Below are 24,630 nucleotides of genomic sequence, written 5' to 3'. Positions count from 1 at the left end.
TCTGCGGTTACATATAGGCCCAACACGGCCGTAGTGACACACACAGTCGGCTAAACACAACAAAAATAGCGATGAAGAAACCTCACCGCCATAAAAAGTCTTTAATAAAACCCGAACCTGGCAACCCGAACCCGGCAACAGAAATCAAAAAGGTTTGCCCGCAGCCAACTCCTTATCAGCCCATTTAACAGCCAGCCCTTCGCGAAATTTGGCATATTTCTCTTTGAAAGCCATTTTAAGCAGACTATCTACACCACCTTTAATTGCCAGGTTGTACAAGCTGGCGGCTTTGCGGGTCATGGACGCATCCCAGGCACGCAGACTTAATGAATATGACCCATCAATGTATTTCATCCAGTGCCAGTAGCCGGTGGGCATAAACAGGGTATCGCCATGCTCTAAAAACACTTCAGTGCCTTCCACACCATCCAGTGCCGGGAATTTTTTGATATCGGGGTTTAGTACATCATAATCCTCCAGCGCGTAGGTAGCGTTAGGGATGCAGTACAGGCGGCGTTTCCATTTATTTTCAAACAATATTACATGCTTACGGCCACCAAAATGGGTGTGGAAAATATGTGGCAGGTCGATATCGTAATGTAAAAACGTTACGGAGTTTGATCCGCCGAAGAACATGCCGGGCATGCTTTCCAAAAAGCCGCCCATGAGGTCTTTAGGCAATACAATGTCATTTAATAATTGCGGTGCTTGCTTAAAAATATTAAAAAAGAAAATGCGCAACTCCGTTGGTTTACTGCGGATGAGATCAATATATTGGTCAAAAGGCATTTCGGTAGCCGATGAATTAATGGGTTTTGATGGATCGGCTTTGGAATTATCGTACAAAGGCACCACCTTGTTGCCAACAACCTCCTTAAGGTATTCGGGAGTCCACTTTTCGCGGGCAGGCCAGTTTTTGGTAAGGCCTTTAATCACTAACGGGCGGCGCGGGTTTAAATAGTTTTTCTTGAAATCCTCCGGAGAGATATTTTCAACAGTATCAATCGGCTTAAGTATAAAACTCATAAATGTTACCTTCGGGCTGTGTTAAATTTAATTAGGGATACTATAGTATTACCAAAAAGTAAACAAAGGAACGAAATAAAACGCCAAAAGGTAACTTGCAGATGTCAAAAAAAATGAATCCGCCTTATTGAAATAGCTTGCAGTTATCAGTTATCAGTTTGCAGTTATCAGTTTGCATTTTGCATTTTGAATTGTTTTTCGATTGAAAGTTCAAGTTACCAAAAATGATTGTGTTTGATAGGGGTTAAAAGAATAAGCCGGCGGCAATATTATCGGCGTAAAGCTTGCCGTTAGCTGTAAGGTAAATGGTGTTGTCTTTTTGAGTTATCCATTCCTTATCAAAAAACTCGCGGGCTTCAATTTGCAGTTGGTCTGCTGCGCCTTTTGCAATGGCGTTAAGCCTGTTTAAATCAAGTCCCCACATGGTGCGGATGGAGGTCATGATGTATTCGTTCAGGCGGTTTGCCTCGGTAAGGGTTTCCGTTTCGGCGGGTATTTTGCCACCTGTAATAGCCTTGGTATATTTAGCATTGCTGGCAATGTTCCATTGCCTTACCTCGCCGTTATAGGAGTGGGCCGAGGGGCCAATACCCAGGTACTTTACACCCTGCCAGTAATTGGAGTTATGTTTAGAATAGCGGCCGGGCTGCGCAAAATTTGATATTTCGTAATGTTCAAAACCGTTGTCGGCCATGGCTTGCATTAAAATCATAAACTGGGCCGCACTTTGCTGATCGTTCATGGGCGGCTGCTTTTTTTTGCTGATAAAGGCCGCCAGCGCTGTTTGCGGTTCTACCGTCATGGAGTATGCCGATATGTGCGGGATGGAGAGTTCAAAAATCTTGTCCAGGTTTTGTTTCCATTTGGTATCTGTAAGCAGGGGGTAGCCATAAATAAGGTCGGCTGTTATGTTTTCAAAGCCGGCGTCCTGCACCCGTTTTACGGCCGACTCGGACTCGCGGGCGCGGTGGGCGCGGTTCATCCAAACTAAATCATCATCAAAAAATGATTGGATGCCAATACTGAAGCGGTTTACATCTGTTTGGCGCAAGGCTTTTACTTTGGCAACATCCAGGTCATCCGGGTTGGCTTCCAGCGTAATTTCGGCGTTGGAGGCAACTGTATGTAGTTCGGTAATGGTGTTAATAAGCAGGTGGATCTCGTCGGCTTCCAATACCGATGGCGTACCGCCGCCAAAGTAAATCGTTTCTACGGTTTCGCCATCCAGGTAACTTTTTTGAAGTTTAATTTCGGTTACCAGCGCTTGCACCAATTCATCTTTATACTGTGGCGAGGTACTAAAATGAAAATCGCAATAATGACACGCCTGTTTGCAAAAAGGAATATGAATGTAGATACCGGCCATGCGGCAAAGGTAAGCCTAAATCATTTATGAATAAATAAGAAGTAAAAAGGCTGCCCTTTTAAGACAGCCTCTGCGATGCAGTATAACGTCACCGATAAATTGATGGATATTCTTTAGCCCAAAGTCTTAAGTTCTAAGTCAAAAAAGAAAAAATTCAACTTTAGACTTGACCTGGTACTGTAGCCTTTTTTATTGCGCAATAAGTGTCCATTGCTGGTTGTAGCTCGAACCGCTTGTCCACTGTTGCATAACAGATCCATTGGTTGTCAAGCCTCCCGTATCCAGGCACTTTCCTGTAGCAAGGTTAATTATCTTGTAATAACCGCTTCCGGCCGAAACTATTGACCAGCGCTGGTTAGTACTGGTGCCTACTGTGTATTGTTTAACTGATGATCCATCGGTGGTATTGCCACCGGTATCCAGGCACTCTTTCCCGGTAACACAGCTTAGCGTATAATAACCATCGGTATAGCTTATGTTCCATTTTTGGTTGGCGCTTGATCCCGATGCCCATTGAGCTACGGTAGCGCCATCGGTTGTGCTGCCCAAATTATCAAGCATGAGGCCCGATGCCCTGTTTTGCAGCTTATAACGCCCGTCGGCAATAGCGCCAAGCCATACCGGAGATGCGGTAAGTTTCCAGGACCACCTGAACATGTTCGCGGCGCCGGGGCTAACCTCTACCAGGTTATTATTTGCCTTATACCAGCGGTAGGTATCAATATCATTAACGCCCGACCATGCTATAGTGCCCATAGAGTTATCCCTGGCATAGGAAAGCGTCCCGGTTAAAAATGCCTGATCAACATATACACCGGTATCCCATTGCCACCAGAAGCTCATGTTCCTGAATGTTTCGATACCAATTTCGGTAACCACCGTACGGGCCGCGTAAGATCCGGTCCTGCTTGACATATCGCTGTAATAGCCCGACCAAACATCATGCGAGCCCCAGAACCACCAGTAGCAGTGCAGGCCGAGGTATTGATTAACCAACCTTGAATCGGCGCCAACTGCAGTTACGTCAGCAGCATAACCAGTGCCGTCCAGGATGCATTTCCCATCGGCCGTAGTAAATGTGGTCAGGAAACCGGCATATAAATTATTTAAATCGGTACCTGAATAATCAACAGGCTCGTTAATAGGCTCATATAAAACCGATGTGTTGTTTTTATAAACATTATTTACAGTTGTCCACATGGTGGTCCATTGCGTAACATCCGGTACATGATGCACGCCTACCGGCCAGTAGCAAAGTATTACCTTACAGCCATTTGATACAATGGCATTAATTGCAGCCTGGTACACAGGCCAATAACTGGAGCTTGAAGCCGTCCATGGGTTTATGGGCATCCTGATAGTAGTACCGCCGCTTGTTTTAACGGCGCTTGAAATACTGGTGGCTAAAGCGGCAGCCTGGGTTGCGGTGAGCGAGGTAGTCATACCGCTTGGCAATACAACCCTTCCGTCGCCCTCGTTGCCGTTGGGGTCGGCCCAGTTTATACCACGAAAGCCATTGGTATTGGTAGTTGAAAGTGCAAGGTTTTGTTTTGTCGACAAGCCCGAGATATCAGGGCTCTTTTGAATTGGATTTTTAGAACAGCCCATCATAAAGGCTAACAGGCAGCATAGTGCCTGGGTGGTTAAATTTTTTCTCATAAGTTTTATAGTAAAATATTAGATAATTAGTTCTTTATAATCAATTGGTTTTGACTTTTAAACATGGCGGAGATCTCCCCGGCGTCGGCACGAAGCAGGTAATGACATCGATTAACTGCAAAACAACCGAATGTTTATGCAGTAACAATTTAAATATTCTCATGGTAGATGTATTAAAACATCCAGGTTTCCCGGCCGGCAATTACCCCTGATCACTGCCGGATGTTACGGTCAGCAATTTGATTAGCCATTGAAAAATGACTGTGAGCAATAATGGAAAACGGGAAAACTGTGTTTATATGGTTGACATAAATTTCCCTTTAAAAGCAGAAACTAAAAAGGGGGCAAAGCCTCAATATTGCGGGGATAAAGTGTCATTTCAACTGGTTTTTTAAGTAATCACCCTCTTTTTTAACCGGTCATTGTCTCAATAGTGCATGTTGGTGCTACCTTCTATATTTAGGCATTTGGAATTATTGTTATAAATACAATTAATATTATATAAATTTGAGTGCCTTATAAACTTAATGTTTCAACATCACACGAGAGGTTCGATTAATATTTAAGAGGCTGCCTAAAAACAGACCGTCATTGCGAGGTACGAAGCAATCCCCGACATGCTAAGTCCCAAATAGTTCGGGATTGCTTCGTGCCTCGCAATGACGCATGGATATGTGCTTCATAAGAAGTATAAAAGCATTCATAAATCAAATTTAGACAGCTTCTAAGAAGACTAATGAATTATTCAATTCGGGTTAAATGAAGTTTAATTGCCGTTGTTCCGAAAGGTAGATGTGTAATAAACCAAGATTTATACCTCAATAAAAAGATTATTTGTCTGCATTTGTAGTATGGCCAACAGGCTGCGTTCCTCCCTCCGTTGAAATTATGTTATCCAGAAAATTAGTGTATTAAGTACAATATTTTTATTTACTAACCGGCCAAAGATGCTTGTGAAGCTTATTGTTATACCGGTACAAATTACCGGTGATAATGAGGTGTAATATTTAACCTAAAATTGACAACGGATTTATGTATAAAGCTGTCTTGTTCTTCCTGATTAATTTCGTGTGCGTAACTACCCTAAATGCACAAATCCCAACGAACTTCCCAGCCAACGACACCAGGAATTTTGCGTTAAAATCATACAATACTCACGATGGGCTGCCATCAGAAAATGTAACAGTAGCACTTAAAGACAGGCGCGGATACATGTGGATAGGTACAGACAATGGCCTTTGTAAGTTTGATGGCTACTCCTTTGAAAATTTTGTGAACATTCCTGGTAACACGGCAAGCATGAGCTCAAATTATATTAACGCGCTTGCCGAAGATAAAAACGGGAAAATATGGGTGGGGACAATGGACGGCTTAAATGTTTTAGATCCCAACACCGAAAAATTTGAACGTTTTTATCACAGCGATAAAATCAGACAGTCAATAAGTAACAACAAGATTTTTTCGATCTTATGTGATAGCGAAGGAACTATCTGGATAGGAACAGACGATGGTTTTAATCAATATGTGGCAAGCCGCCAATCATTTATTACTTATAAACCCAATTCACAAAACAAGTTTTCAATAAAAGGAAAGTCGGTAAATGCCATTGTTGAAGATAATGAGAAAAACCTTTGGTTGGGGAACTGGAACGGCGGGTTGAACAAGTTCGATAAGCTTGGTAAGCGTTTTACCAATTATCCGCAAGCCGAGTCTCTGCATAAAAAAAGCCCTAATGATATTTGGAGCCTTTTATACGATCAAAAAAGCGGCTGTATTTGGGTAGGCACCTATTGGAGCGGACTTTTCTGTTTTGATCCTAAAATTCAACAATATACCGCATTCCCAAGTCATGATAATCTTAACATAGGTGCTTTTTGCATTGATAATGCTAATGACTCCACCTTAGTTGCCGGAAGTAATGCAGGGTTCTATTTTATAAATAAGGAGAACGGTCAATGGCGAAAAATTGGCGATGTTAATAGCATTGCCGATGGCTATGTTTACAATGATAAGGCCGGAATTATGTGGCTTTGTGGTAAAGATGCTTTAACGAAAATCGATTTTACACAGTATAAATTCCATTTCATTCCGTTATCAATCAACCCGCGCGAAGTAAAAAGCATGTTGCTACAAGGGAACATGTTGTGGCTGGCAACAAACAACGGACTTTACCAGTTTGATTTAATAAAGAAAACCTCAACGCTATTTAATCACACAAATGATCCTTCAAGCATCAGCAGCAACCAGGTTGGCAAAATATATTTAGATAATGATGATGTGTTATGGGCCGCTACCGAAAATGGTTTTGATAAGTTTGACGTTAAGAATAACCGGTTTATACACCACTTTCATCATTCGGCCCTGAGCAATTTTTTTAATGAAGATGTTTTTAGAGATATTCTTGAAGTAAGGCCCCATGAATACTGGCTCGCTACCGACGCCGGCCTTAAGATATATAATGAAGAAAAACAGCAATTCAAACATTATTATAACGACGATAAAAATCCTAATTCAATTGCCAGCAACCACATTTATAATCTTTTAAAAGACAAAAAAGGCAACGTGTGGATTGGAACAAATGGAAACGGTGTTGATCGTTTTGATCAAAAAACGGGCATTTTTCATCATTATAGTTATAATGACAAAAATGCCGGTAGCCTCAGCAGTAATATTGTACACTGCTTATTTGAGGATAGTAAAAGGAATATCTGGATCTGCACGGCCGACGGCCTAAACAAATATGTTCCGGAAAATGATTCGTTTACAGTTTACTCGCGTAAAAATGGATTTGCAAGTAACGTTTTCAATAACCTTGTTGAAGATAGTTTTGGGAATCTTTGGATTAACTCCGCAACGGGAATATCAAAATTTACTCCCCAAACATTAACAGTCACCAATTTCGATGAAGGCGACGGTGTGTTTTCCCACTCGCTTATTTACCAGTCTGCAGCTGGTCAGATATATTTAGGCGGAAATACTGGTGTAGTTGTTTTCGATCCGGCAAAAATCAAATTGAACAATAAAATCCCCCGGATTTATCTTTCCGATTTCCAGGTGTTTAATAAATCGGTAAGGCCGGGTAAAAATTCGCCGTTGAAAAAGCCGGTTAGCATAGCCGATACAGCATTGCTTAATTACGACCAAAATGTATTTTCAATTGAATTTGTTTCACTCAACTATACCCATTCAGAGAAAAATGGCTATCGGTATAAGTTAGAAGGCTTTGACGAAAAATGGAATTTTAACAGCAGCCAGCGAAAGGTTACTTACACCAACCTTAATCCGGGAACTTATACATTTAAAGTTATTGCAAGTAACAATGACGGTGTGTGGAACAGAACGCCGAAATCCTTGATCATCATTATTTCCCCACCATGGTACCAAACCTGGTGGGCGTATACAATTTACGCCATATTTTTTGGTGGGTTGGTTTATCTGTATCTGTTATACAGAGACCATCAGGCTAAACTAAAATACAAAATTCAGATTGCACATTATGAAAGTGAAAAGGAAAAGGAGCTAAGCGAACGAAAGCTTGCTTTTTTTACCAATATCTCTCATGAGTTCAGGACACCATTGACATTGATCATTAACCCCATCAAAGAACTCTTATATAACGAAAAGAAGGCTATGGATGCCTCCAATTTAACCATCGTTTACAGAAACGCGCGCCGGCTATTAGGCCTGGTAGATCAGCTGCTTCTTTTCAAAAAATCAGAATCAGAATCAGACCACCTGAGAATAAGCGTTGTTAATATAATTGATTTATGTAATGAGGTTTATTTATGTTTTGTACATGAGGCGAAAAGAAAACAAATTCATCTGGAGTTCGTATCATCGGCCGATTGCCTGAATATTTATGTAGATAGAGAAAAAACAGAAATAGTATTATTTAATCTGCTCTCGAATGCTATAAAGTTCACTCCTAAGCATGGAAAGATTCGCATCTGTGTAGAAGAAGATGAACAGGTGGTGTCAATAATTGTTGAGGACAACGGTTGTGGGATCCCGGCCGAAGTTGGCGACAAACTTTTTAGCCGTTTTTACCAGGTGCCTGATTTGGCCGGCACCCCTGCCGGGGGATTTGGTCTGGGACTATACCTCGTCAAAAATTTTGTAGAACGCCAGGCCGGGACAGTTGAATACCACAGTAAGATTGGAAAGGGCACATCGTTCACCATCACTTTTAAAAAAGGCAGATCGCACCTTAAAGACCAGGTTATTTTAGAGCAATCAACCGCTACTTCCGGGTTTTTAAAGGAACTTATTGATGCTGAAACTACAGCCAATGATATGGTGTTAGCAGCAGACCCGGTTGAAGAAAAATTATTGTCTGACCTCAAAACGTTATTAATTATTGATGACCATGAGGATATGAGAGAATACCTGCGCCAGATATTTAAACTTGAATATAATGTTCTTGTTGCATCAAACGGCGAAGAGGGAATAAAAATAGTAAACGAACAATGGCCGGATATAGTTATATGTGATGTAATGATGCAGGGTATTACCGGCATTGAAGTTTGCGCGGCCATTAAGGGGAATATGACAACCTCACACCTTCCCGTGATTCTTTTAACGGCCAGCGCATCAAATGAGATCAAGTTAAAAGGTATAGAAGGCGGCGCTGATGATTATATCGGGAAACCTTTTGACAAAGATATCCTGAAAGCAAGGGTTAATGGGCTGCTTAAAAGCAGGAATACCCTCCAGCAATATTTTTATAACGAAATTACGCTTAACAATAACCCGCATAGCATTTCGATAGAGTACAAGCGATTTCTGGATTCATGCATCCGTATTGTTGAGGAGCATATAACCGACCCGGATTTTAATCTTCAATCCTTAGCCTACGAATTAAATATGTCCTATTCCGGCATCTATAAAAAAATCAAAATGATTTCCGGGCAACCCGCAAATAGCTTCATAAGATCTATCAGATTGCGAAAAGCGGCACAGTTATTTGTACATAGCGATTTAAATATATTGGAAACCGCTTATGCTGTCGGAATAAAAGATATCAAATATTTTCGGGAGCAGTTTAAAAAAGTGTTCGACTTAAAACCTTCCGAATACATTAAAAAATTCAGAAAGTGTTTTAAAAATTCGATGGTCAACCAGGTTGCTGAAGTAAATAAAGGGCCAATGCAAACCGGGGCAAAAGTAAATGTGCTTATTGACCTCTCCTGAAGAATTTGGTTTACAGCCATAAAACTGTTGGTTATTAATCTATTTTGTTTTGGGATAGCAATTGCTGCCTGGTATTAATGCAGGAATATGTCATGATGTTAAATTCCTGACCTTTTGCGGCTTGTCATTCATAATGATACGTTGTGCCGGCAGCATTGCCCGCAATTATTTTGATCTCTTTGTCACTAATCTTCAAATATATTTTCACCCGTATTAAATTGCTGTTCCCCTGGTTTTTTGATTCAAAATAATAAATTTAAATAAAAAGCTATCGAATGGGAATGTTTTTTTAATCCTTAGGCATCTGTCTTCATCCAATCCCGCTTTATATATATTGATTTCTCATGAAGAAAATATTTTCTTCCTTAAAATCAGGTAAAAGCAATTTTTATGGTAATTTTAAATGAAAATATCGCTGCAAAAGAAACCTTATTACCAAGGTTTTACGTATCAAGGTTATTGTACGCACTTTAAAAAAATTGCTGCAACCCCGATTTTACAATGACTTTATTAATTATACTTATATGAAAACAACTTTACTTAAATCTTTATTGATTGGCTGTTTTGTTTTCATTGCCGATATGGCCGTTGCGCAGGAATACTACGATGGAACTAATACCCCGAGGCAATATTATTATAACAGTTTAGAGTCTGCCACTGCCGGTACACCGTCAACATTTTTACCGGCAGCGGGCTCTACGCGAAATTCTTCATCGGCTACTATCGACCTGGTTTCAAGTTCATCGTTAAACTCGAGCAAAAGCTTATCTTCATTAGCCCTGGGAGCTGTTGGTTATCTTCGTTGGAATTTTATGAGCAGCGGAAGTTCGGCTGCCGCACTAAGCATGTCGGCCAAAACTTACGAGTGGGAGTTTGATTACAAGAATGTAACCGGTGCTGCAACAGCTGATAACTCTGTTACCATGGCTGCAAGCAGTTCATCGGCCACAGATTCCTGGCGTTATTGGCTCATTGCAAATACTTACACCGCTAACGGCGCCACCGATTACACAAAAGGCTTATATGTTACCCAATATAATGGTAACCTATATTTGAGGCTTAAATACGGTACAGCCAACAACCAATACACCAATTATGCAACCGTATCCATGCCAAACAGCAGTACAACTACCTACCAGGTACGTATTGTAAAGTCGGTTATCGGTTATTATTACATTTATATTTTAAACAGATCAACAGGCGTTACCACTACTTCGGGGCCAACTAACGTGGGCACCACAGTGAGTAGCATCGATTTAAATACATATAATTTTTCGTACCTGGAATCTTCAACCTCCGCTGCCAACCGCTTCCAGTGGGACAACTTTAACTTCTACCAGCAAAAAGTGGAGTACATCCCCATTACAAGCACAGCCAACGGGATTTCATCCTCTATTTCGCCAAGTCAGGTCAATGTGATACCTTATGGCGTAAACGCGAACATCAGGGGGGATATCAATTTTGGGATGCTCCGTTTTAATTCAACAACAAACGGACAAGCCATATTTTCGGGTGGTACGCTTTACAAAACTACCAATAGTGTGCTTTCTGCCGCAACAGGAACATCACTGGTAACAGGGGTAGCTATAAATAGTACGAATACTTCGCAAATGACATTGCCCACTTCCGAATATTATTATTCGGCCGGTAATACCGATGGTACTACGGTAAATGTAATAAATTACTTCCTGGTTACACAGGCACTAAGTACTTTTAGCGGATCGGCACCCTCCACCATAGCCTACTCTGTAAGCACAGCAGCTGCCGATAATTTTCAAAGCTTTTATACCAGTGGATTTTTTCCTTATAACGGCGCATCCACAACGGGCGCTACGATTGGGGTAGTTAAGACATATGACTGGACGGGTAGCGTAAGCACGGATTGGAATACTACGGGTAACTGGAGTTCAAGCACTGTCCCAACGTCAATAGATATTGCACGCATTGGTGTTGTCGCTTTATCAGGGAGTAAATTTTACCCGACAGTCTCATCTCCCACAACCGCTGTAGGAAGCATAATTATAGGAACAGATAACTCACAATACACAACCTTTATTGTAAACACGCCCTTTACCGTTAACGGCGATGTTACAGTAACCGCATCGCTTGGCGTTAATAGCACCAATGGCAGCACCTATTCATTAACGTTATCCGGAACGGGCACATTAACGGTAACAGGTGCATTGAATATTGGCGAATACAGCATACCAAAAGCCAATAACACCCCTTTTTCATTCGTAACATCTTTACCCCAGGTAAATATAACAGGCAATATTAATCTGATCTCAACCTTAGATAACGGCCAAAGAAACTTTGATGCTAAAATAAGTATTATAAGCGGTATAGTAAGTGCAAACAGTATCGCATCGTCTAATCAAAATGCGGGTAATGGTACCCAGGTTGATAATGTATCAACGGTCAGCGTAAGCGGTACAGGCACATTGAAGCTGATCGGGTCTTCGCCAATAAGCGCATTATCCTCCTTAGGATCAAACGTAATGTCATTTAATAATGCCGGGGCAACGGTTGAGTATGCCGGGGCCAACCAAACTATTTATACCAGTGCAGCCATCACCGGGTTACCGGGCGGTGTTTCTTATTATAACCTAAAAACATCGGGCTCGGGCATCAAAACGGTGCTTGGGAGCACCTTGTCGGTCAGCGGCGATTTTACCACATCTAATGCCGGGGTTGATTTAGCAGCTAATGACCCCACCATAAATGTTGCCGGTAACTGGACAAACTCTACAACGGTAACGCAAGACAGCGGGCCGATAACTATTGGCGGCAATGTTACCAATAACAGCGGCGGTACACTTGCCTTAGGCTCTGCCAGTTTGAGCATAGCGGGCAACTATACCAATAATTCGGGCGCTGCATACACCCAGGGTACCGGTACCACTTATTTTAACGGCTCGGCCGCGCAGGCGCTAAGCGACCTAAGCTCCACCGGCACCGTTTTTAGCAACGTGAATTTTAGCGGAACATCGTTATCTAATGCCAAAACCATGTCTGGTTCGGGTGGTTTTGGTGTAGCCAGTACAGGCACGCTTACCATGGCCAATGCCACCACAAAGCTTGATGCCGGCGGTGTGTTAACTTTATTGTCGAATGCATCCTCAACGGCTACCGTGGCGCAAATACCTGCCGGGGCTGTTATTACGGGTAATGTAAACGCGCAACGCTACCTTACAGGCGGTGCCGGGTTCAGGGGCTACCGCCTCATGTCGCCCCCGGTTAATATCAGCTCAAATATTTCGGGTGCGGGCAACATCGGCCTTAGTTATATCAGTACATCGCAAACTTTTGGCGGTGTTACTTACCGGGGCGCTTTAACAGGCGGGCAGGGCACCGGGTTTTTTGTTTTCAATGGCAACCCTTCATTATATCTTTATAATGAAGCCTTAATTACCAATAATTCTAATTCCTATGTTTCGGGCAAAAACGTAGGCGTATATTCTATTACAGCAACCGGGGTAACCACCAGTTCGGGTTATCCGTTTGTTTTAACCACCGGGGTAACCATCCCGGTGGGTAACAGTTTTTTATTCTTTTTTATAGGCGACAACAGCAGCACAGTAACCGCATCGGCAGCGCGCACGCCCGAAAATACAACTGTTACGGCAATAGGCTATTTAAACCAGGGAGATGTGCCCGTAAAATTCTGGAATACCAACAGCACATCAATCCCCTACCATACCGGCACCGGCGCCATATTGCCGGGCTATAACCAGGTGGGCAACCCCTACGCAAGCACCATCAGCCTTGATGTGCTTTACACCGATAATTATGATGCTTTTACCAACGCTATAAGCCCGATTTTTTGGGAAATGAGCCAGCCCGCACAAACTTATATCTCCTATAATGCTGTAACCCATACTACATCAAGCACCAAGGCGGGTAAATACATTGTGAGCGGGCAGGGTTTCATTATAGATGCCACTGCAACAGGGCAAACGGTAACTTTTAAGGAAGACCAAAAGGTGAGTTACCCGGCTATCACTAAATCAACCACTCCGGCTTTACTGATGAGCACTAAAAATGATATCAGGATGCTGAAAAAATCTTTTAGCGCCCCGGTACAGGAAACCGTCCCCACGGGCATGCATTTACAGCTTATGAAAGACAGCATCATAAATACCCAATGTGGTATATACTTTGCCAAAGAGTGGGACGATAAGTATCATAATACCGAAGATGCCCTTGATTTAGATGGGGCTTCGCCCAAGGTATACCTTTCCAGCTATTCTGCAGATGGCGTAAGGACGTCGATAAACCAGCTTGCAGATTATAAGGAGACCGGGAAAAAGGTCAGGTTGTTTGTAAAAGCGACTGCAAGCGGCCTTTATAACCTTAACCTGGTTGACATTAATGCCGACACGGCCCGGTATAAATTTTATTTGATTGATCATTTTAAGAAAGACTCGCTTGATATAGGTAGATACAAATCATATGCTTTTAATATCGTAACCGCCGATACGGCTACTTTTGGGGCCAACCGCTTTGAACTATCCGTTCAGCAGCTATCGGCATCAAAATATAAGCTGGTTACCCTCACCGCTCAAAAAGCTACCGATGGTGTTTTAGTTACCTGGCGAACATATAACGAAGCCAGCAATTATTTTTTCACGTTAGAAAAACAGGAAGCCGATGGTAGCGGTTATACTCCTGTTTACCAGGTACAAAGCAATGGCGGTACCATTTATAAATACACCGACAAGTTACCTAACACGGGCAATAACGTTTACCGGTTAAAACAGGTTGATTTATTTGGCAATATTTCCTACTCAAGCCCGGTAAGCATCTATTTTGATAAGAGTGGAAACTCGGATATGTTTAGTGTTTATCCAAACCCTACAGCCGAAACTTTAAATGTAAATGTTACCAACGGTAAAATTACAACAGCGGCATCAAGCTATAAATTAAATATCTACGATATAACCGGGGCGCTTGTAGTACAAAAAACATCTGCTAATAATAGCTGGAGCGAAAACGTATCGAAGTTTATACCTGGCGTTTACATTGTTGAATTAAAAGATGCCGGCGGTAATTCGTTAGGCAAAGCAAAGTTTGTGAAGAAATAAAATTTATAAATGAAGATGGAAAGAGGCAAATTTAGCTCAGGTAGCTTAAAAAGAACATTAATATTTTTATTTCTGTTAGTAAGCCCACTCATCAGCATGGGGCAAGCCGACGAAGGTTGTGGCGGCCAGGACCCTTATGATATAGCCTGCCCGCTTGATACCTGGGTATTTCTACTGGTTATAGTGTCATGCTTATTTACCGTAATTTATTTGCAACGCAAAGCTAAATGCGCAGGCGTATACGATAATGTTATTAGTAGCAACGAAAATTAGGCTCAGAATGCCGTAATAATACAGGCCATGCTTTTTTTTGAGGCCTGAGAGACTGTCTAAAATAAAAAACAGACCGTCATTGCGAGGTACGAAGCAATCCCCGACTATGCAGATCGGACTTGCAAAGCTACCCGGTAAGTAGGGGATTGCTTCGTACCTTATAATGACATGTTTGTAAATAGCTGACTTTCAGCTCTATATTTTTTAGTGATTTATGTCATTGCGAGGAACGAAGCAATCGCGAACTATGTATGGCGGACCTGCACAGTCCGCGATTGCCACGCTATCGCTTATAATGACGTGTTTTTAAGTTGCTGATTGTTAGTATTATTAATTATGTCATTGCGAGGAACGAAGCAATCGCGAACTTTGTATGGCGGACTTGCACAGTTCGCGATTGCCACGCTGCGCTCGCAATGACATAGTTGTTGTGTGGCGCTAAAGCCAATACGTCATCCCCGTTTTTTTCAGGATCATCCTGATGGTTACTCGCAATGACATAGTTGTTGTGATGCTCTGGAACCAACACGTCATCCCCATTTTTTTCTGGTTTTACCTGATACTCACTCGCAATGACGCGTGTATACGTGCTTCATAAGAAGTATAAAAGCATTCATAAATCAAAACCAATACATAAACACAACGGCAATACCTACGCAGGCATACGGTAAGCATTATTTTTAATGATCTTCCGGCAGAACAGCCGCACCGCCTGCCTGGTTTGGCGGGGCCTGGTTGCCAAAGCCGCCCGGAAAATTAACCTGGATGTCTTTTGGTCCCTTTGGTATTTCTATTCCCTCTTTGTCAAATTCAATATAAATGGCGCGCATTACGCTGCTTTTTAAGTTGAGCCATTTTGATATTTCGGCGGCCCAGAACCAGGTCCGGAATTCGATGGCTGTATCGCTGAAATTATAAAGGAAAACCGAAGGCGCCGGGGCTTTCATAATGTCGTCATTGCTTTCAATAATGGTTTTAAGTATTTGCTCGGCCTTTACCACGTCTGTTCCGTAAGCAACCCGGATGTTTAACTCAACACGGCGGTTATTGTTGCTCAAAGTCCAGTTTACCACGTGTTGGGAAATAAGGTCGCCATTTGGAACAATAAGCTCAGATCCATCGCCACATTCAATTTTGCTCGATCGGATACCAATTTCTTTAATTGTGCCCGATTTGCCGCTTACTTCAATAATATCGCCCACCTGAACAGGCTTTTCAAAAGCAAGTATTACGCCCGATACCAGGTTATTTACTATGTTTTGCAAACCAAAGCCTATACCAACGCCCAAAGCGCCAATAATAATGGTTACCCTATCCATGGGTATACCGGCAGCGGTTATAGCCACAAAAAAGCCCACAACAAAAATGGTTAACCTGATGAGCAATATAGACGACCTGGTTTTTTTAGCCTGCGGCGTTAGTTTGGTTTGCTGGCCGGCAAAATCATAAAAGTAGCTTATCACCCGGGCTATCAGCCCCGAAATCCAGATTACAATTACAAACACCAGTATGCTGCGAAAGGTGAACGCCGTACTGCTTACCTGGTGTGGCGAGTTTAAAAAATCATTAACCTGATCGTATATATAATCGTCGATGGTTAGGTTTTTAGCTAAAGCCACAAGCCATAATATCCCGGTTATTTTAATCAAAAAGCCTTTTGATTTTTTCTGCAGCTCTTTAAAATCAAGAAAAGAGGTGAGGCTGTTTTCGGTCTTTTTATTGGCTTCCAATTGTAAAAAAAAGCTTTCCATCAATATTTGAAACAGCAAATAAAAGCCCATGGCCAGGCACAGGTTTAAAGTGGCGGTTACAGCTACCAATTTGGCCAGGCTAAACCGCCCGGCAATGTTTAACAGTATCGAAAAAATATGTAAGCCGATAAATGCCTTTATAATCAGCAACGTGTATGGCGGGTACCCTTGGTTATCTTTTTTTGTCTCCTTCAGAAACTGTAACGAGTAATATATAACCAGCGACGATACAATCAGCAGTACAATCCTGTCGGGATAAGTAATAAGCACCATTAAACTGCTGGCGCACAAAAATAGGGCAGCTACAAATAATACTTTATAAAATTTATATAACGGCTTTGGCCAATTGTTTTTAATTAAAATACCAATGCTTGCCATCGTAATCAAAAACATGGTATGTGCAAATGCCAGCGTAGCATGATCATACAGGTAAGGGGATATGATGGCAAAAACGGTTATTGTTGATAGATAAGGGTGTTTTACAATATAATTTGTTTGCTCAAAAATGCCGTTGTGCCCGCTGTTTAAACTGGCAATTTTTTTTCGGCTGTTATATATCCATGCAAAAAAAGCAGCCAATATCAACAGGTTTACCATATGCCCCACGTAGTTGGATTTGTTGGTTATAAAGTAAACGTACAGCAGGGAAACCAGGCGGCTGGTTTTTGTAAAAGCCGTGCCCAGATCATTCGGGGTTTTACTTTTATGGGGGTTCCAGATAAAGCCATATTCGTTTGTAAGCGCTTTAACGGTAAAGTCGTGAATTTTTAAATCTATCCTGTCGTCAAGGTCGATGAGTAAAATAGATAAGGCCGATACCCTGTTTTCGAGCAGGCCAATCCTGATCATCGATTTTTTGGCATTGCTATCCAAAGTTTGCCATTTTGCATCCAGGTCCTGCACCTGGGCAATTGTTTTAACCCTGAGGCTGCTATCGGAAGGGGCATTTCGCAAAACCGTATCCGATTTAAAGTCGGCTATTTTGCCACGGATGGCATCAAGCTGGTTATTGTAAATGGTTACCCGGTCTTCCCATGAATCCATCTGGTTTTTAAGGTGATCAATGATATCCCTTATGGTAACCAGGTTGCCCAGGGTAGATGAGCGGTCAATAGCATTACGCATTAAGGTCATCCGTTTTTCTAATGTCGGCAATTCCTCGCTAATCTCTAAAGTGTCAAACCCGCGCGCAAGGTCAGAATTGGTTTCCACGTATGAAGACGTATAATCTTCAATTTTGCCAAGCAGCATATTTACCGAACCATCTACATTCTTGAACGATCGGATTACAGAGTCCCTTCGCAAAACCTTTTGCCTTAAAGAATCCCTTACCGATAGGTGGCCCTTCTTTTTTTTAACCTGGGCAGGGCATTCCTGGTTAAATGCCAGGGCGGCAATCAAAAGTAGGCAGATGGTTTTAAATAGGTTTTGCATTTATAATGATACGTAATAGCTGTGGTTGAAATATTGCCGGTAACCAAATTGTTTTAATGCTGCAGGTAATTTTGGCAATTATAATGATAACGTTATTAACAAAGCAATTGTGTTTTTTAGACTATCTTTATTATTTTTAGCCGAATGCCAAATTTATATATTATAGCGGGCTGCAATGGCGCGGGTAAAACAACAGCCAGTTACACTGTTTTACCCGAACTGCTTAATTGTTACGAGTTTGTTAATGCCGATAATATTGCAGCGGGGATTTCGCCGTTTAACCCCGAAAGCGTGGCTTTGGGGGCAGGTAGGATTATGTTACAACGCATTGATGAACTTTTAAAACAGCAGGTTGATTTTGCCATCGAAACAACATTATCCACCAGGAGTTATGTATCGATGGTAAAAAAAGTTCAGCAAAACGGGTATAATGTAACCCTGCTATATTTTTGGTTAAAATCACCTCAAATGGCCATGCAGCGGGTAGCAAAGAGAGTGAGCAAAGGCGGACATAATATACCCGAAGCTGTCATCATCCGCAGATATTACAGGGGAATAGAAAACTTGATGAACTTATATATTCCAATCTGCCATACGTGGCTGCTTGTAGATAACACCAATGTTGAACCGGTATTTGTTGCCCAGGGTGGATTTCAGTTTGAAACAAGTATAATAAACGCCGATATTTGGAGTACTATTTTAAAGCAAAGCTATGACAACGAAAGCAAATACTAATATGGATATTGATGAATTCGCATCAAAGGTCATGGAAGGCTTGAAAAGGGCAAATCGTAAATTGGTTGAATCTGCGGCGGCCAATGGCGAAAGCCTGATTGTTGGCGACGATAAAGACGGTTTTAAAGCTGTTCCAGCAAAAGAGTTGTTAAAAAAACTGCCTAAATAATTAGTTCCGGCGCTGTATTAGTTTTACCCTTTTTGCCAAACCCCGACCGTATTTAAACGCGTCATCGCTAAAAAAAGTAAACCCAGGTTCCTGTTTTTTTTGGCTGCTATGGCTACGATTAAGTAACGTTTATCTTTAATTAACCGGCATTACAAAACAACCAATTATTACCTTAATTTTGCAGCGAATTTTAATGGGTCGATTTTTAGATGCGTTTAATTGCCTTAAGTTTTTTGATGATGTTGTGCGTTGTTTTTGCTGCCTTTGGCCAGCAGGATACTTCGGCGGTTCGCAAAGCCCCGTCATACAGGCATATCGGCACTAGTGGCAATTCCCTGCTCGATTCCGTGGCCAACGCCATGCAGGCCCGGAAACTTTTTGTGGCCGATTCCATAGCTATGCGCTTCATCCAGATACCCGATTCAAGCACCACAAGCGAATTTACTGATAGCCTACTTGCCCGCACCCAATATAAAGGGTATGGGTTTTTAGATATTCACTTAAAAACAAAGGGCAAGGTAAGGGATGGCCTGGGCCGCCCGCAGCGCGATCCCTGGGTTGTTGCAGTTATCATTTGTTTGTTGTTATATACAGCAATGCTAAATATCACCCTCCATAGCGATGTGAGTTTTGTTTGGCACTCTTTTTATAGCAAGCGCGTTTTATCGCAGGCAGGCAAAGAGGAGGGAGTGGTAAGCCTATGGGCCTTTTTGGGATTGTTTTTGCTTTTCTGCTTAACTTTTAGCTTGTTTTTATACCAGTTGGCCGCTTATAAAGGGGTTTACTATGTAGTAAGCGGCAGCAGGCTTTTTGTGTTGCTTACCATTGGCGTTATCGCTTTATTTGCCCTTAAATTTGTAGTGCTTAAACTGCTGGGGTTTGTATTTGATATCAATAAACTGGTAAACGAGTACCTGAACATATTGCACCTTACTTATTTTAATATAGCATTTGTGTTTTTACCGGTGGTAATATGTTTCAGCCTGCTGGGCACGCAGTATATCCATGTATTGCTCACCCTTACAATCATCATTGTTATTGTAATTTTTTTATGGCAGTACCTCAGGAGCAGCGTAAGTATAATTTCTACTTTTAGATTTCACAAATTTTATTTATTTACGTATCTTTGTGCCCTCGAAATTTGCCCTATTTTAATTTTGATAAAGGCATTAAACATTAGGATTTAGGTAGTTAAAAGAATTGACTTGGAAGACAGAAAGAAAAAGGTTAAAAGTATATTAGTTACTTTATCAAAACCCGAAAACGACAAAAATCCGTACGCCGAGCTGGCAAAAAAGCTAAACCTGAAGATTGATTTCAGATCATTTATTCATGTTGAGGGCGTACCGGCAAAGGATTTCAGGAAGGAAAAAATTAACCTGGGTGATTTTACCGCGGTTATTTTTACCAGCCGCAACTCTGCCGACCATTTCTTCCGCATTTGCGAAGAGATGCGTTTTGAGGTGCCGGTAGAAATGAAATACTTCTGTTTGTCAGAAACTATTGCGCTTTACCTGCAAAAATATATCCAGTACCGCAAACGCAAAATCTTTTTTGGTAAACAAACAGCCGCCGATTTGGCCGAGGTATTAAAAAAGCATTCTGCCGAAAAATTCCTTTACCCGTGCTCGGATGTGGCCGCCGAAGAAACCCAGCGCTTTTTGCTGGAGAATGGTTATAACTTTACCCCGGCGGTGCTTTTCCGTACCGTTTGCAGCGACCTTTCAGACCTGGCCGAAGTGTTTTATGATGTTATCGCTTTCTTCAGCCCGTCAAGTATCCAGTCGCTTTATAAAAACTTTCCCGATTTTAAACAGAACAACACACGGATAGCTGCCTTTGGCGCAACTACCCACAAAGCAGTACTCGAGGCAGGTTTAATCCTTGATATTCCGGCCCCAACACCGGCCGCTCCTTCCATGACAATGGCTATCGAACAATATTGTAAATTGGTAAATAAATAAAAAAAAGGAAATTTATTTATCAATTTGAAACATTTTTGTCGATAATAGCGTATTAGTGACATCTAATTTACACTTAAGTAGTTAGTCAGTTCATTGTTTTTTACACTGTAATTTATTGATAAAACAATGCTGTTGGCATTTTAAAGGGCTTTTTATTGCTTAATTCAAATGTTTTTTGGCATGGTAAACCAAATTTGATATATTCGGGGGTCTTATAATGTTATATTTTTATAACTGATTTTTGATTTTAAAATGAAGCAGATATACTTTTTAATAGTTGTTTTGGCTGGTGGTTTATTAAGCGGTTGCGGCGGTGGCGGCGACAGGGGGGAACTGACGGGTGTACCGCAGCGTTCCTTTAAAGCCGAAGTACCTTACGGAATGGTTTATATACCAGGCGGCTCGTTCATGATGGGCCAAACCGATCAGGACGTAACCTTTGCGCAAACAGCACAGCCCAAACAGGTAACCGAGGCCCCGTTTTTTATGGACCAAACCGAAATTACCAACAGTCAATACAAAAAATTTGTATTTTGGGTACGCGATTCTATCGCTATTACCAATTATGTAAATGATAATAAATATTACATGCAGCCAAAAGGCGGCCGTCCGGCCAATGCAAGCGGCAAAAAATATATCAACTGGGCTTATGTAAAAAAGAACCCGGTTTGGAGCAGTAAAAAAGGCGCTGCAGGCAACAGATCGAAACTTCAGGGGATGTTTTACCAGAATGAAGACCGTGTTTTTGACCGCGACGAACTTGACGTACGCCTGCTAAAATACAATTACGCACTAATGGTGCTGCGTGATGCTGCAAACCACCGTAACGATCCAAAATCAAGGCGTTCGGATTTCATTCTGCGCGATACCGTTACTGTTTATCCCGATACATTGGTATGGTTAAGTGATTTTTCGTACGCGGCCAATGAGCCAATGGTCGAGGCTTATTTCTCGCACCCCGCTTTCCGTAATTATCCTGTAGTAGGTGTTACCTGGAGGCAGGCAAGGGCTTTCACCGTTTGGCGCACCCGCTACAATGAGGCCTATAAAAATTCAAGACATTTACCTCCGCGTGCCGATTACCGCTTACCTACCGAAGGCGAATTTGAATATGCCGCCCGCGGCGGCAGGTTAGGTACCGATTATCCATGGGGCGGTCCTTATATCAAAAATGCTAAAGGTTGTTTACTGGCTAACTTTAAACCAGGCCGTGGTAACTATACCGATGATGGCGGCGCTTACACCGTAAACGTGCGTTCATACTTCCCTAATGATTACGGCTTATATAATATGGCCGGCAACGTGGCAGAATGGACTTCATCTGCCTTTGACGAATCGGCTTCAACATTTGTACATGACCTTGCACCAACCTTTGCCGTTGAAGCAAAGTCTTCTGATCCTGAAGTGCTAAAACGTAAAGTTGTACGGGGCGGATCATGGAAAGATATCGGTTATTTCCTTCAAAATTCTACCCGTACCTACGAGTACCAGGATACCGCAAAATCATACATCGGTTTCCGCTGCGTTACAAGTTACCTGGGTCGGGACATCAAAGACAAACGATAAACAAAACAATAAACGTAAAATCATCTAAACAAAGTTATTTCTGATTATTATGGCTGGAACTGGAAAGAAAAAACCATTTGGAATAGGAAACATTATTTCAATCGGTGCAACAGTAGTTATCATTGGTTTGTTATTTAAAATCCAACACTGGAAATTCGCTTCTGAATTTATCACCGCGGGCTTAGGCACCGAGGCTATACTTTTCTTTATTTTAGGTTTACAACGCGACGATAAAGAGGTTGACTGGGTACGCGTATACCCGGAGCTAAATGAGGATTTTCAGGGCGAATTGCCGAAATCATCATCGCATCCGGTTGCTATTGGAGCAACAAACACCACGGCAGCCCTGGATAAAATGCTTGAAGATGCCAAGATAGGCCCCGACCTGGTTCGCAGCTTAGGCGATGGTTTAAGAACCTTTGGCGATAAAGTTGCAGCAATATCAAGGGTGACTGATGCCGGCGAAGCTACTATTGCTTTTACTGCTAAAGTTAAAACAGCAACCGCAAGTTATGATAACCTTAGCGCCGCATTCGAAAAAGCATCTGCCAACTTAACCGAAATGGCTGATACCAATGTAGATTCAAAGGCTTACCATGAGCAGGTAAACAAATTAGCCAAAAACCTGGGTTCGTTAAACGCGGTTTATGAACTGGAGTTACAAGATTCAAACGCGCATTTAAAATCAATGAGCAAGTTTTACCAAAATATGGCCTTAACCATGAACAACTTTAACGAATCGTTAGATGATTCAAAACAGTTTAAGGAAGAGGTTGGCCGTTTAGCTAAAAACCTGGGATCATTGAATGCTATTTACGGCAACATGCTTACTGCTATGAACCAGCCGCGTGTTAGTTAATTATAAAACAGAATTTTTTAAAAGCTAAGATTTATATAGATGGCCGGAGGTAAGGAAACCCCAAGACAGCGAATGATAGGTATCTTATACCTGGTGCTTTTAGGCTTAATTGCACTAAACGTACCAGAGAACCTGTTAGATGCTTTTAAAAATATTACCAAAAGTTTGGATGCATCTACCAAGAATGTAAACTCCAGCTTACAGCAAACTTATAATTCATTCGAGACAAAAATAAAAGCTCAGCCCGATAAAGCTAAATACCTTAACGCGGCAAAAGAGGCGAGTAAAATGACCGATGACTTGAATAAGTACATCGAAGATTTGAAAGTTGAATTGACTGAAAAGGGCGGCGGTATCAATAAGGAGATTGATGATATCACTGCACGCGATAATTTAGATATATCATCAGAAGTGATGATCAATGGCAAAAAGGCCGATGTTTTAAAGGAGAAGATAGAAGCTACCCGTACCAAACTACTGCAATTGTTAGGCAAAGACGCCGAAGGTGTAAACTTTTCTTTAAATGCGGATGCTCCAAAGGCAAATACCGGGATGCAGCAAAAAACCTGGCAGCAAGCTTACTTTGGCGAAGGTATCCCATTGGGAGCGACTATAACTACCTTGGCCAAAATACAGGCTGATACAAAAAACGCCGAAAATGAAGTAGTTAAGAAATTATACAGTAACGTTGATAAAGCCGAAGTAACGCTGAATGCATTCAGGGCAGTAGCCGTATCGCCAAGCAGTTATATTTTGGCCGGCCAGCAATTCAAAGCGGAAATTTATCTAACTGCTTATGATTCGCACACCAATCCAATTATCACGGTAGGTGGATCGGCAGTTCCGACTAAAGATGGCATCGGCACCTATACCACAACGGCAAGCGGTGAAGGTAAGCATAGCCTGACCGGCGAATTGGTTGTTAAAGCGGTTGATGGCGGTCCGGATAAAAGATATTCATTTCCGCTCGAGTATATGGTAGCAAGGCCATCGGCTGTGGTATCGCCCGATAAAATGAATGTATTGTATATAGGTGTTCCCAATCCGGTTACAGTATCGGCGCCAGGTGTGCCTACTTCAAGCCTGAATGTAAGCATGAGCGGTGGCTCAATTAGCGGGTCAGCAGGTCATTATACTGTTAGGGTAAATAGCGTTGGAGGTGCAAAAATAACGGTTACCGGCGAAAAGGGTATGGTTTTAGGCACATCTGATTTCCGTGTAAAAAGGATCCCCGATCCTAAAGCCCAGTTTGGTGGCAAAAGTGGCGGTACAACCAGCGCTGCCAACATCCGGGCGCAGGACAGAGTTTTTGCAAAGCTGGACAACTTTGATTTTGATGCCAAGTTTAATGTTACACGTTTTACAATATTAATTATAAAACCACGCCAGGATGCCATTATATATTCGGGTTCAAGCGGCGAACTTACCGGTGCAATGAAATCGGCATTAAATACTGTTACACCAGGTACAACAGTTGTTTTTAAAGATGTTGTGGCCGTTGGCCCGGACGGTACGCCACGCGGACTGGACGCTATTGTATTATCCGCAAATTAA

Annotated in this window: 14 protein-coding genes; 10 read left to right on the top strand and 4 right to left on the bottom strand. The window is 41.9% G+C overall.

Translation table 11 applies throughout. The annotated features are described in order from the left end of the window. Positions 1-144: 144 nt before the first annotated feature. From AC1DXF_RS12925 to AC1DXF_RS12915, 3 genes are all read right to left on the bottom strand, one after another. Positions 145-1,026 (bottom strand): cupin-like domain-containing protein, encoded by an 882-nt coding sequence (locus AC1DXF_RS12925; protein ID WP_477449152.1) that lies wholly within the window; start codon positions 1,024-1,026, stop codon positions 145-147. Between the two features lie 244 nt (positions 1,027-1,270). After that, positions 1,271-2,392 (bottom strand): radical SAM family heme chaperone HemW, encoded by a 1,122-nt coding sequence (gene hemW, locus AC1DXF_RS12920; protein ID WP_477449151.1) that lies wholly within the window; start codon positions 2,390-2,392, stop codon positions 1,271-1,273. A 189-nt stretch (positions 2,393-2,581) separates the two neighbouring features. Then, a complete protein-coding gene (locus AC1DXF_RS12915) occupies positions 2,582-4,051 on the bottom strand; it encodes an RICIN domain-containing protein (protein WP_477449150.1) in 1,470 nt (489 codons plus the stop codon). Between the two features lie 1,032 nt (positions 4,052-5,083). Between AC1DXF_RS12915 and AC1DXF_RS12910 the strand changes: the two genes are divergently transcribed. The 3 genes from AC1DXF_RS12910 (at position 5,084) to AC1DXF_RS12900 (ending at position 14,598) form a co-directional block, all read left to right on the top strand. After that, positions 5,084-9,241, top strand: a complete 4,158-nt coding sequence (locus tag AC1DXF_RS12910) for a two-component regulator propeller domain-containing protein (RefSeq protein ID WP_477449149.1) — start codon at positions 5,084-5,086, stop codon at positions 9,239-9,241. Between the two features lie 524 nt (positions 9,242-9,765). Continuing rightward, the gene (locus tag AC1DXF_RS12905; protein WP_477449148.1) at positions 9,766-14,325 is read left to right on the top strand and encodes a T9SS type A sorting domain-containing protein; all 4,560 of its coding nucleotides are present in this window, start codon (positions 9,766-9,768) and stop codon (positions 14,323-14,325) included. A 9-nt stretch (positions 14,326-14,334) separates the two neighbouring features. Beyond that, positions 14,335-14,598: a hypothetical protein gene (locus AC1DXF_RS12900; RefSeq protein ID WP_477449147.1), complete on the top strand. Its 264-nt coding sequence runs from the start codon at positions 14,335-14,337 to the stop codon at positions 14,596-14,598. Between the two features lie 680 nt (positions 14,599-15,278). On the opposite strand, the gene AC1DXF_RS12895 is transcribed toward AC1DXF_RS12900, so the two are convergent. Then, complete coding sequence (locus AC1DXF_RS12895) at positions 15,279-17,783, bottom strand: mechanosensitive ion channel family protein (RefSeq protein WP_477449146.1); 2,505 nt, start codon at positions 17,781-17,783, stop codon at positions 15,279-15,281. Between the two features lie 144 nt (positions 17,784-17,927). On the opposite strand from AC1DXF_RS12895, the gene AC1DXF_RS12890 reads away from it, so the two are divergent. The 7 genes from AC1DXF_RS12890 to porM all read left to right on the top strand — a co-directional run bounded on the left by AC1DXF_RS12890 (position 17,928) and on the right by porM (position 24,630). Then, entirely contained in the window at positions 17,928-18,518 is a 591-nt protein-coding gene (locus AC1DXF_RS12890) for an ATPase (protein ID WP_477449145.1), read from the top strand. Position 18,519: 1 nt separating this feature from the next. Then, positions 18,520-18,687 (top strand): hypothetical protein, encoded by a 168-nt coding sequence (locus AC1DXF_RS12885; protein ID WP_477449144.1) that lies wholly within the window; start codon positions 18,520-18,522, stop codon positions 18,685-18,687. 209 nt (positions 18,688-18,896) lie between these two features. Further along, entirely contained in the window at positions 18,897-19,874 is a 978-nt protein-coding gene (locus tag AC1DXF_RS12880; RefSeq protein ID WP_477449143.1) for a DUF4271 domain-containing protein, read from the top strand. 12 nt (positions 19,875-19,886) lie between these two features. Next, positions 19,887-20,651: a uroporphyrinogen-III synthase gene (locus AC1DXF_RS12875; RefSeq protein ID WP_090642486.1), complete on the top strand. Its 765-nt coding sequence runs from the start codon at positions 19,887-19,889 to the stop codon at positions 20,649-20,651. A 252-nt stretch (positions 20,652-20,903) separates the two neighbouring features. Then, positions 20,904-22,217: a T9SS ring complex lipoprotein PorK/GldK gene (porK, locus tag AC1DXF_RS12870; RefSeq protein WP_477449142.1), complete on the top strand. Its 1,314-nt coding sequence runs from the start codon at positions 20,904-20,906 to the stop codon at positions 22,215-22,217. 49 nt (positions 22,218-22,266) lie between these two features. Next, positions 22,267-23,076 carry a type IX secretion system motor protein PorL/GldL gene (gene porL / locus AC1DXF_RS12865; protein ID WP_477449141.1) on the top strand — a complete coding sequence of 270 codons (810 nt, stop codon included), beginning with the start codon at positions 22,267-22,269 and terminating at the stop codon, positions 23,074-23,076. Between the two features lie 39 nt (positions 23,077-23,115). After that, complete coding sequence (porM, locus tag AC1DXF_RS12860) at positions 23,116-24,630, top strand: type IX secretion system motor protein PorM/GldM (protein WP_477449140.1); 1,515 nt, start codon at positions 23,116-23,118, stop codon at positions 24,628-24,630.

Source organism: Mucilaginibacter sp. P2_A5, assembly GCF_056404995.1.
The sequence above is the reverse complement of the archived record's forward strand: the minus strand, read 5'-3'. Positions and strand labels throughout refer to the sequence as shown.

Excerpts from the sequence above, each read along its gene's own strand:
- AC1DXF_RS12905 (WP_477449148.1), top strand. The coding sequence starts at position 9,766 with ATGAAAACAACTTTACTTAAATCTTTATTGATTGGCTGTTTTGTTTTC.
- hemW (WP_477449151.1), bottom strand. The coding sequence starts at position 2,392 with ATGGCCGGTATCTACATTCATATTCCTTTTTGCAAACAGGCGTGTCAT.
- AC1DXF_RS12900 (WP_477449147.1), top strand. The coding sequence starts at position 14,335 with ATGAAGATGGAAAGAGGCAAATTTAGCTCAGGTAGCTTAAAAAGAACA.
- AC1DXF_RS12915 (WP_477449150.1), bottom strand. The coding sequence starts at position 4,051 with ATGAGAAAAAATTTAACCACCCAGGCACTATGCTGCCTGTTAGCCTTT.
- porL (WP_477449141.1), top strand. The coding sequence starts at position 22,267 with ATGGCTGGAACTGGAAAGAAAAAACCATTTGGAATAGGAAACATTATT.
- porM (WP_477449140.1), top strand. The coding sequence starts at position 23,116 with ATGGCCGGAGGTAAGGAAACCCCAAGACAGCGAATGATAGGTATCTTA.
- AC1DXF_RS12910 (WP_477449149.1), top strand. The coding sequence starts at position 5,084 with ATGTATAAAGCTGTCTTGTTCTTCCTGATTAATTTCGTGTGCGTAACT.
- porK (WP_477449142.1), top strand. The coding sequence starts at position 20,904 with ATGAAGCAGATATACTTTTTAATAGTTGTTTTGGCTGGTGGTTTATTA.
- AC1DXF_RS12890 (WP_477449145.1), top strand. The coding sequence starts at position 17,928 with ATGCCAAATTTATATATTATAGCGGGCTGCAATGGCGCGGGTAAAACA.
- AC1DXF_RS12880 (WP_477449143.1), top strand. The coding sequence starts at position 18,897 with ATGCGTTTAATTGCCTTAAGTTTTTTGATGATGTTGTGCGTTGTTTTT.
- AC1DXF_RS12895 (WP_477449146.1), bottom strand. The coding sequence starts at position 17,783 with ATGCAAAACCTATTTAAAACCATCTGCCTACTTTTGATTGCCGCCCTG.
- AC1DXF_RS12925 (WP_477449152.1), bottom strand. The coding sequence starts at position 1,026 with ATGAGTTTTATACTTAAGCCGATTGATACTGTTGAAAATATCTCTCCG.
- AC1DXF_RS12885 (WP_477449144.1), top strand. The coding sequence starts at position 18,520 with ATGGATATTGATGAATTCGCATCAAAGGTCATGGAAGGCTTGAAAAGG.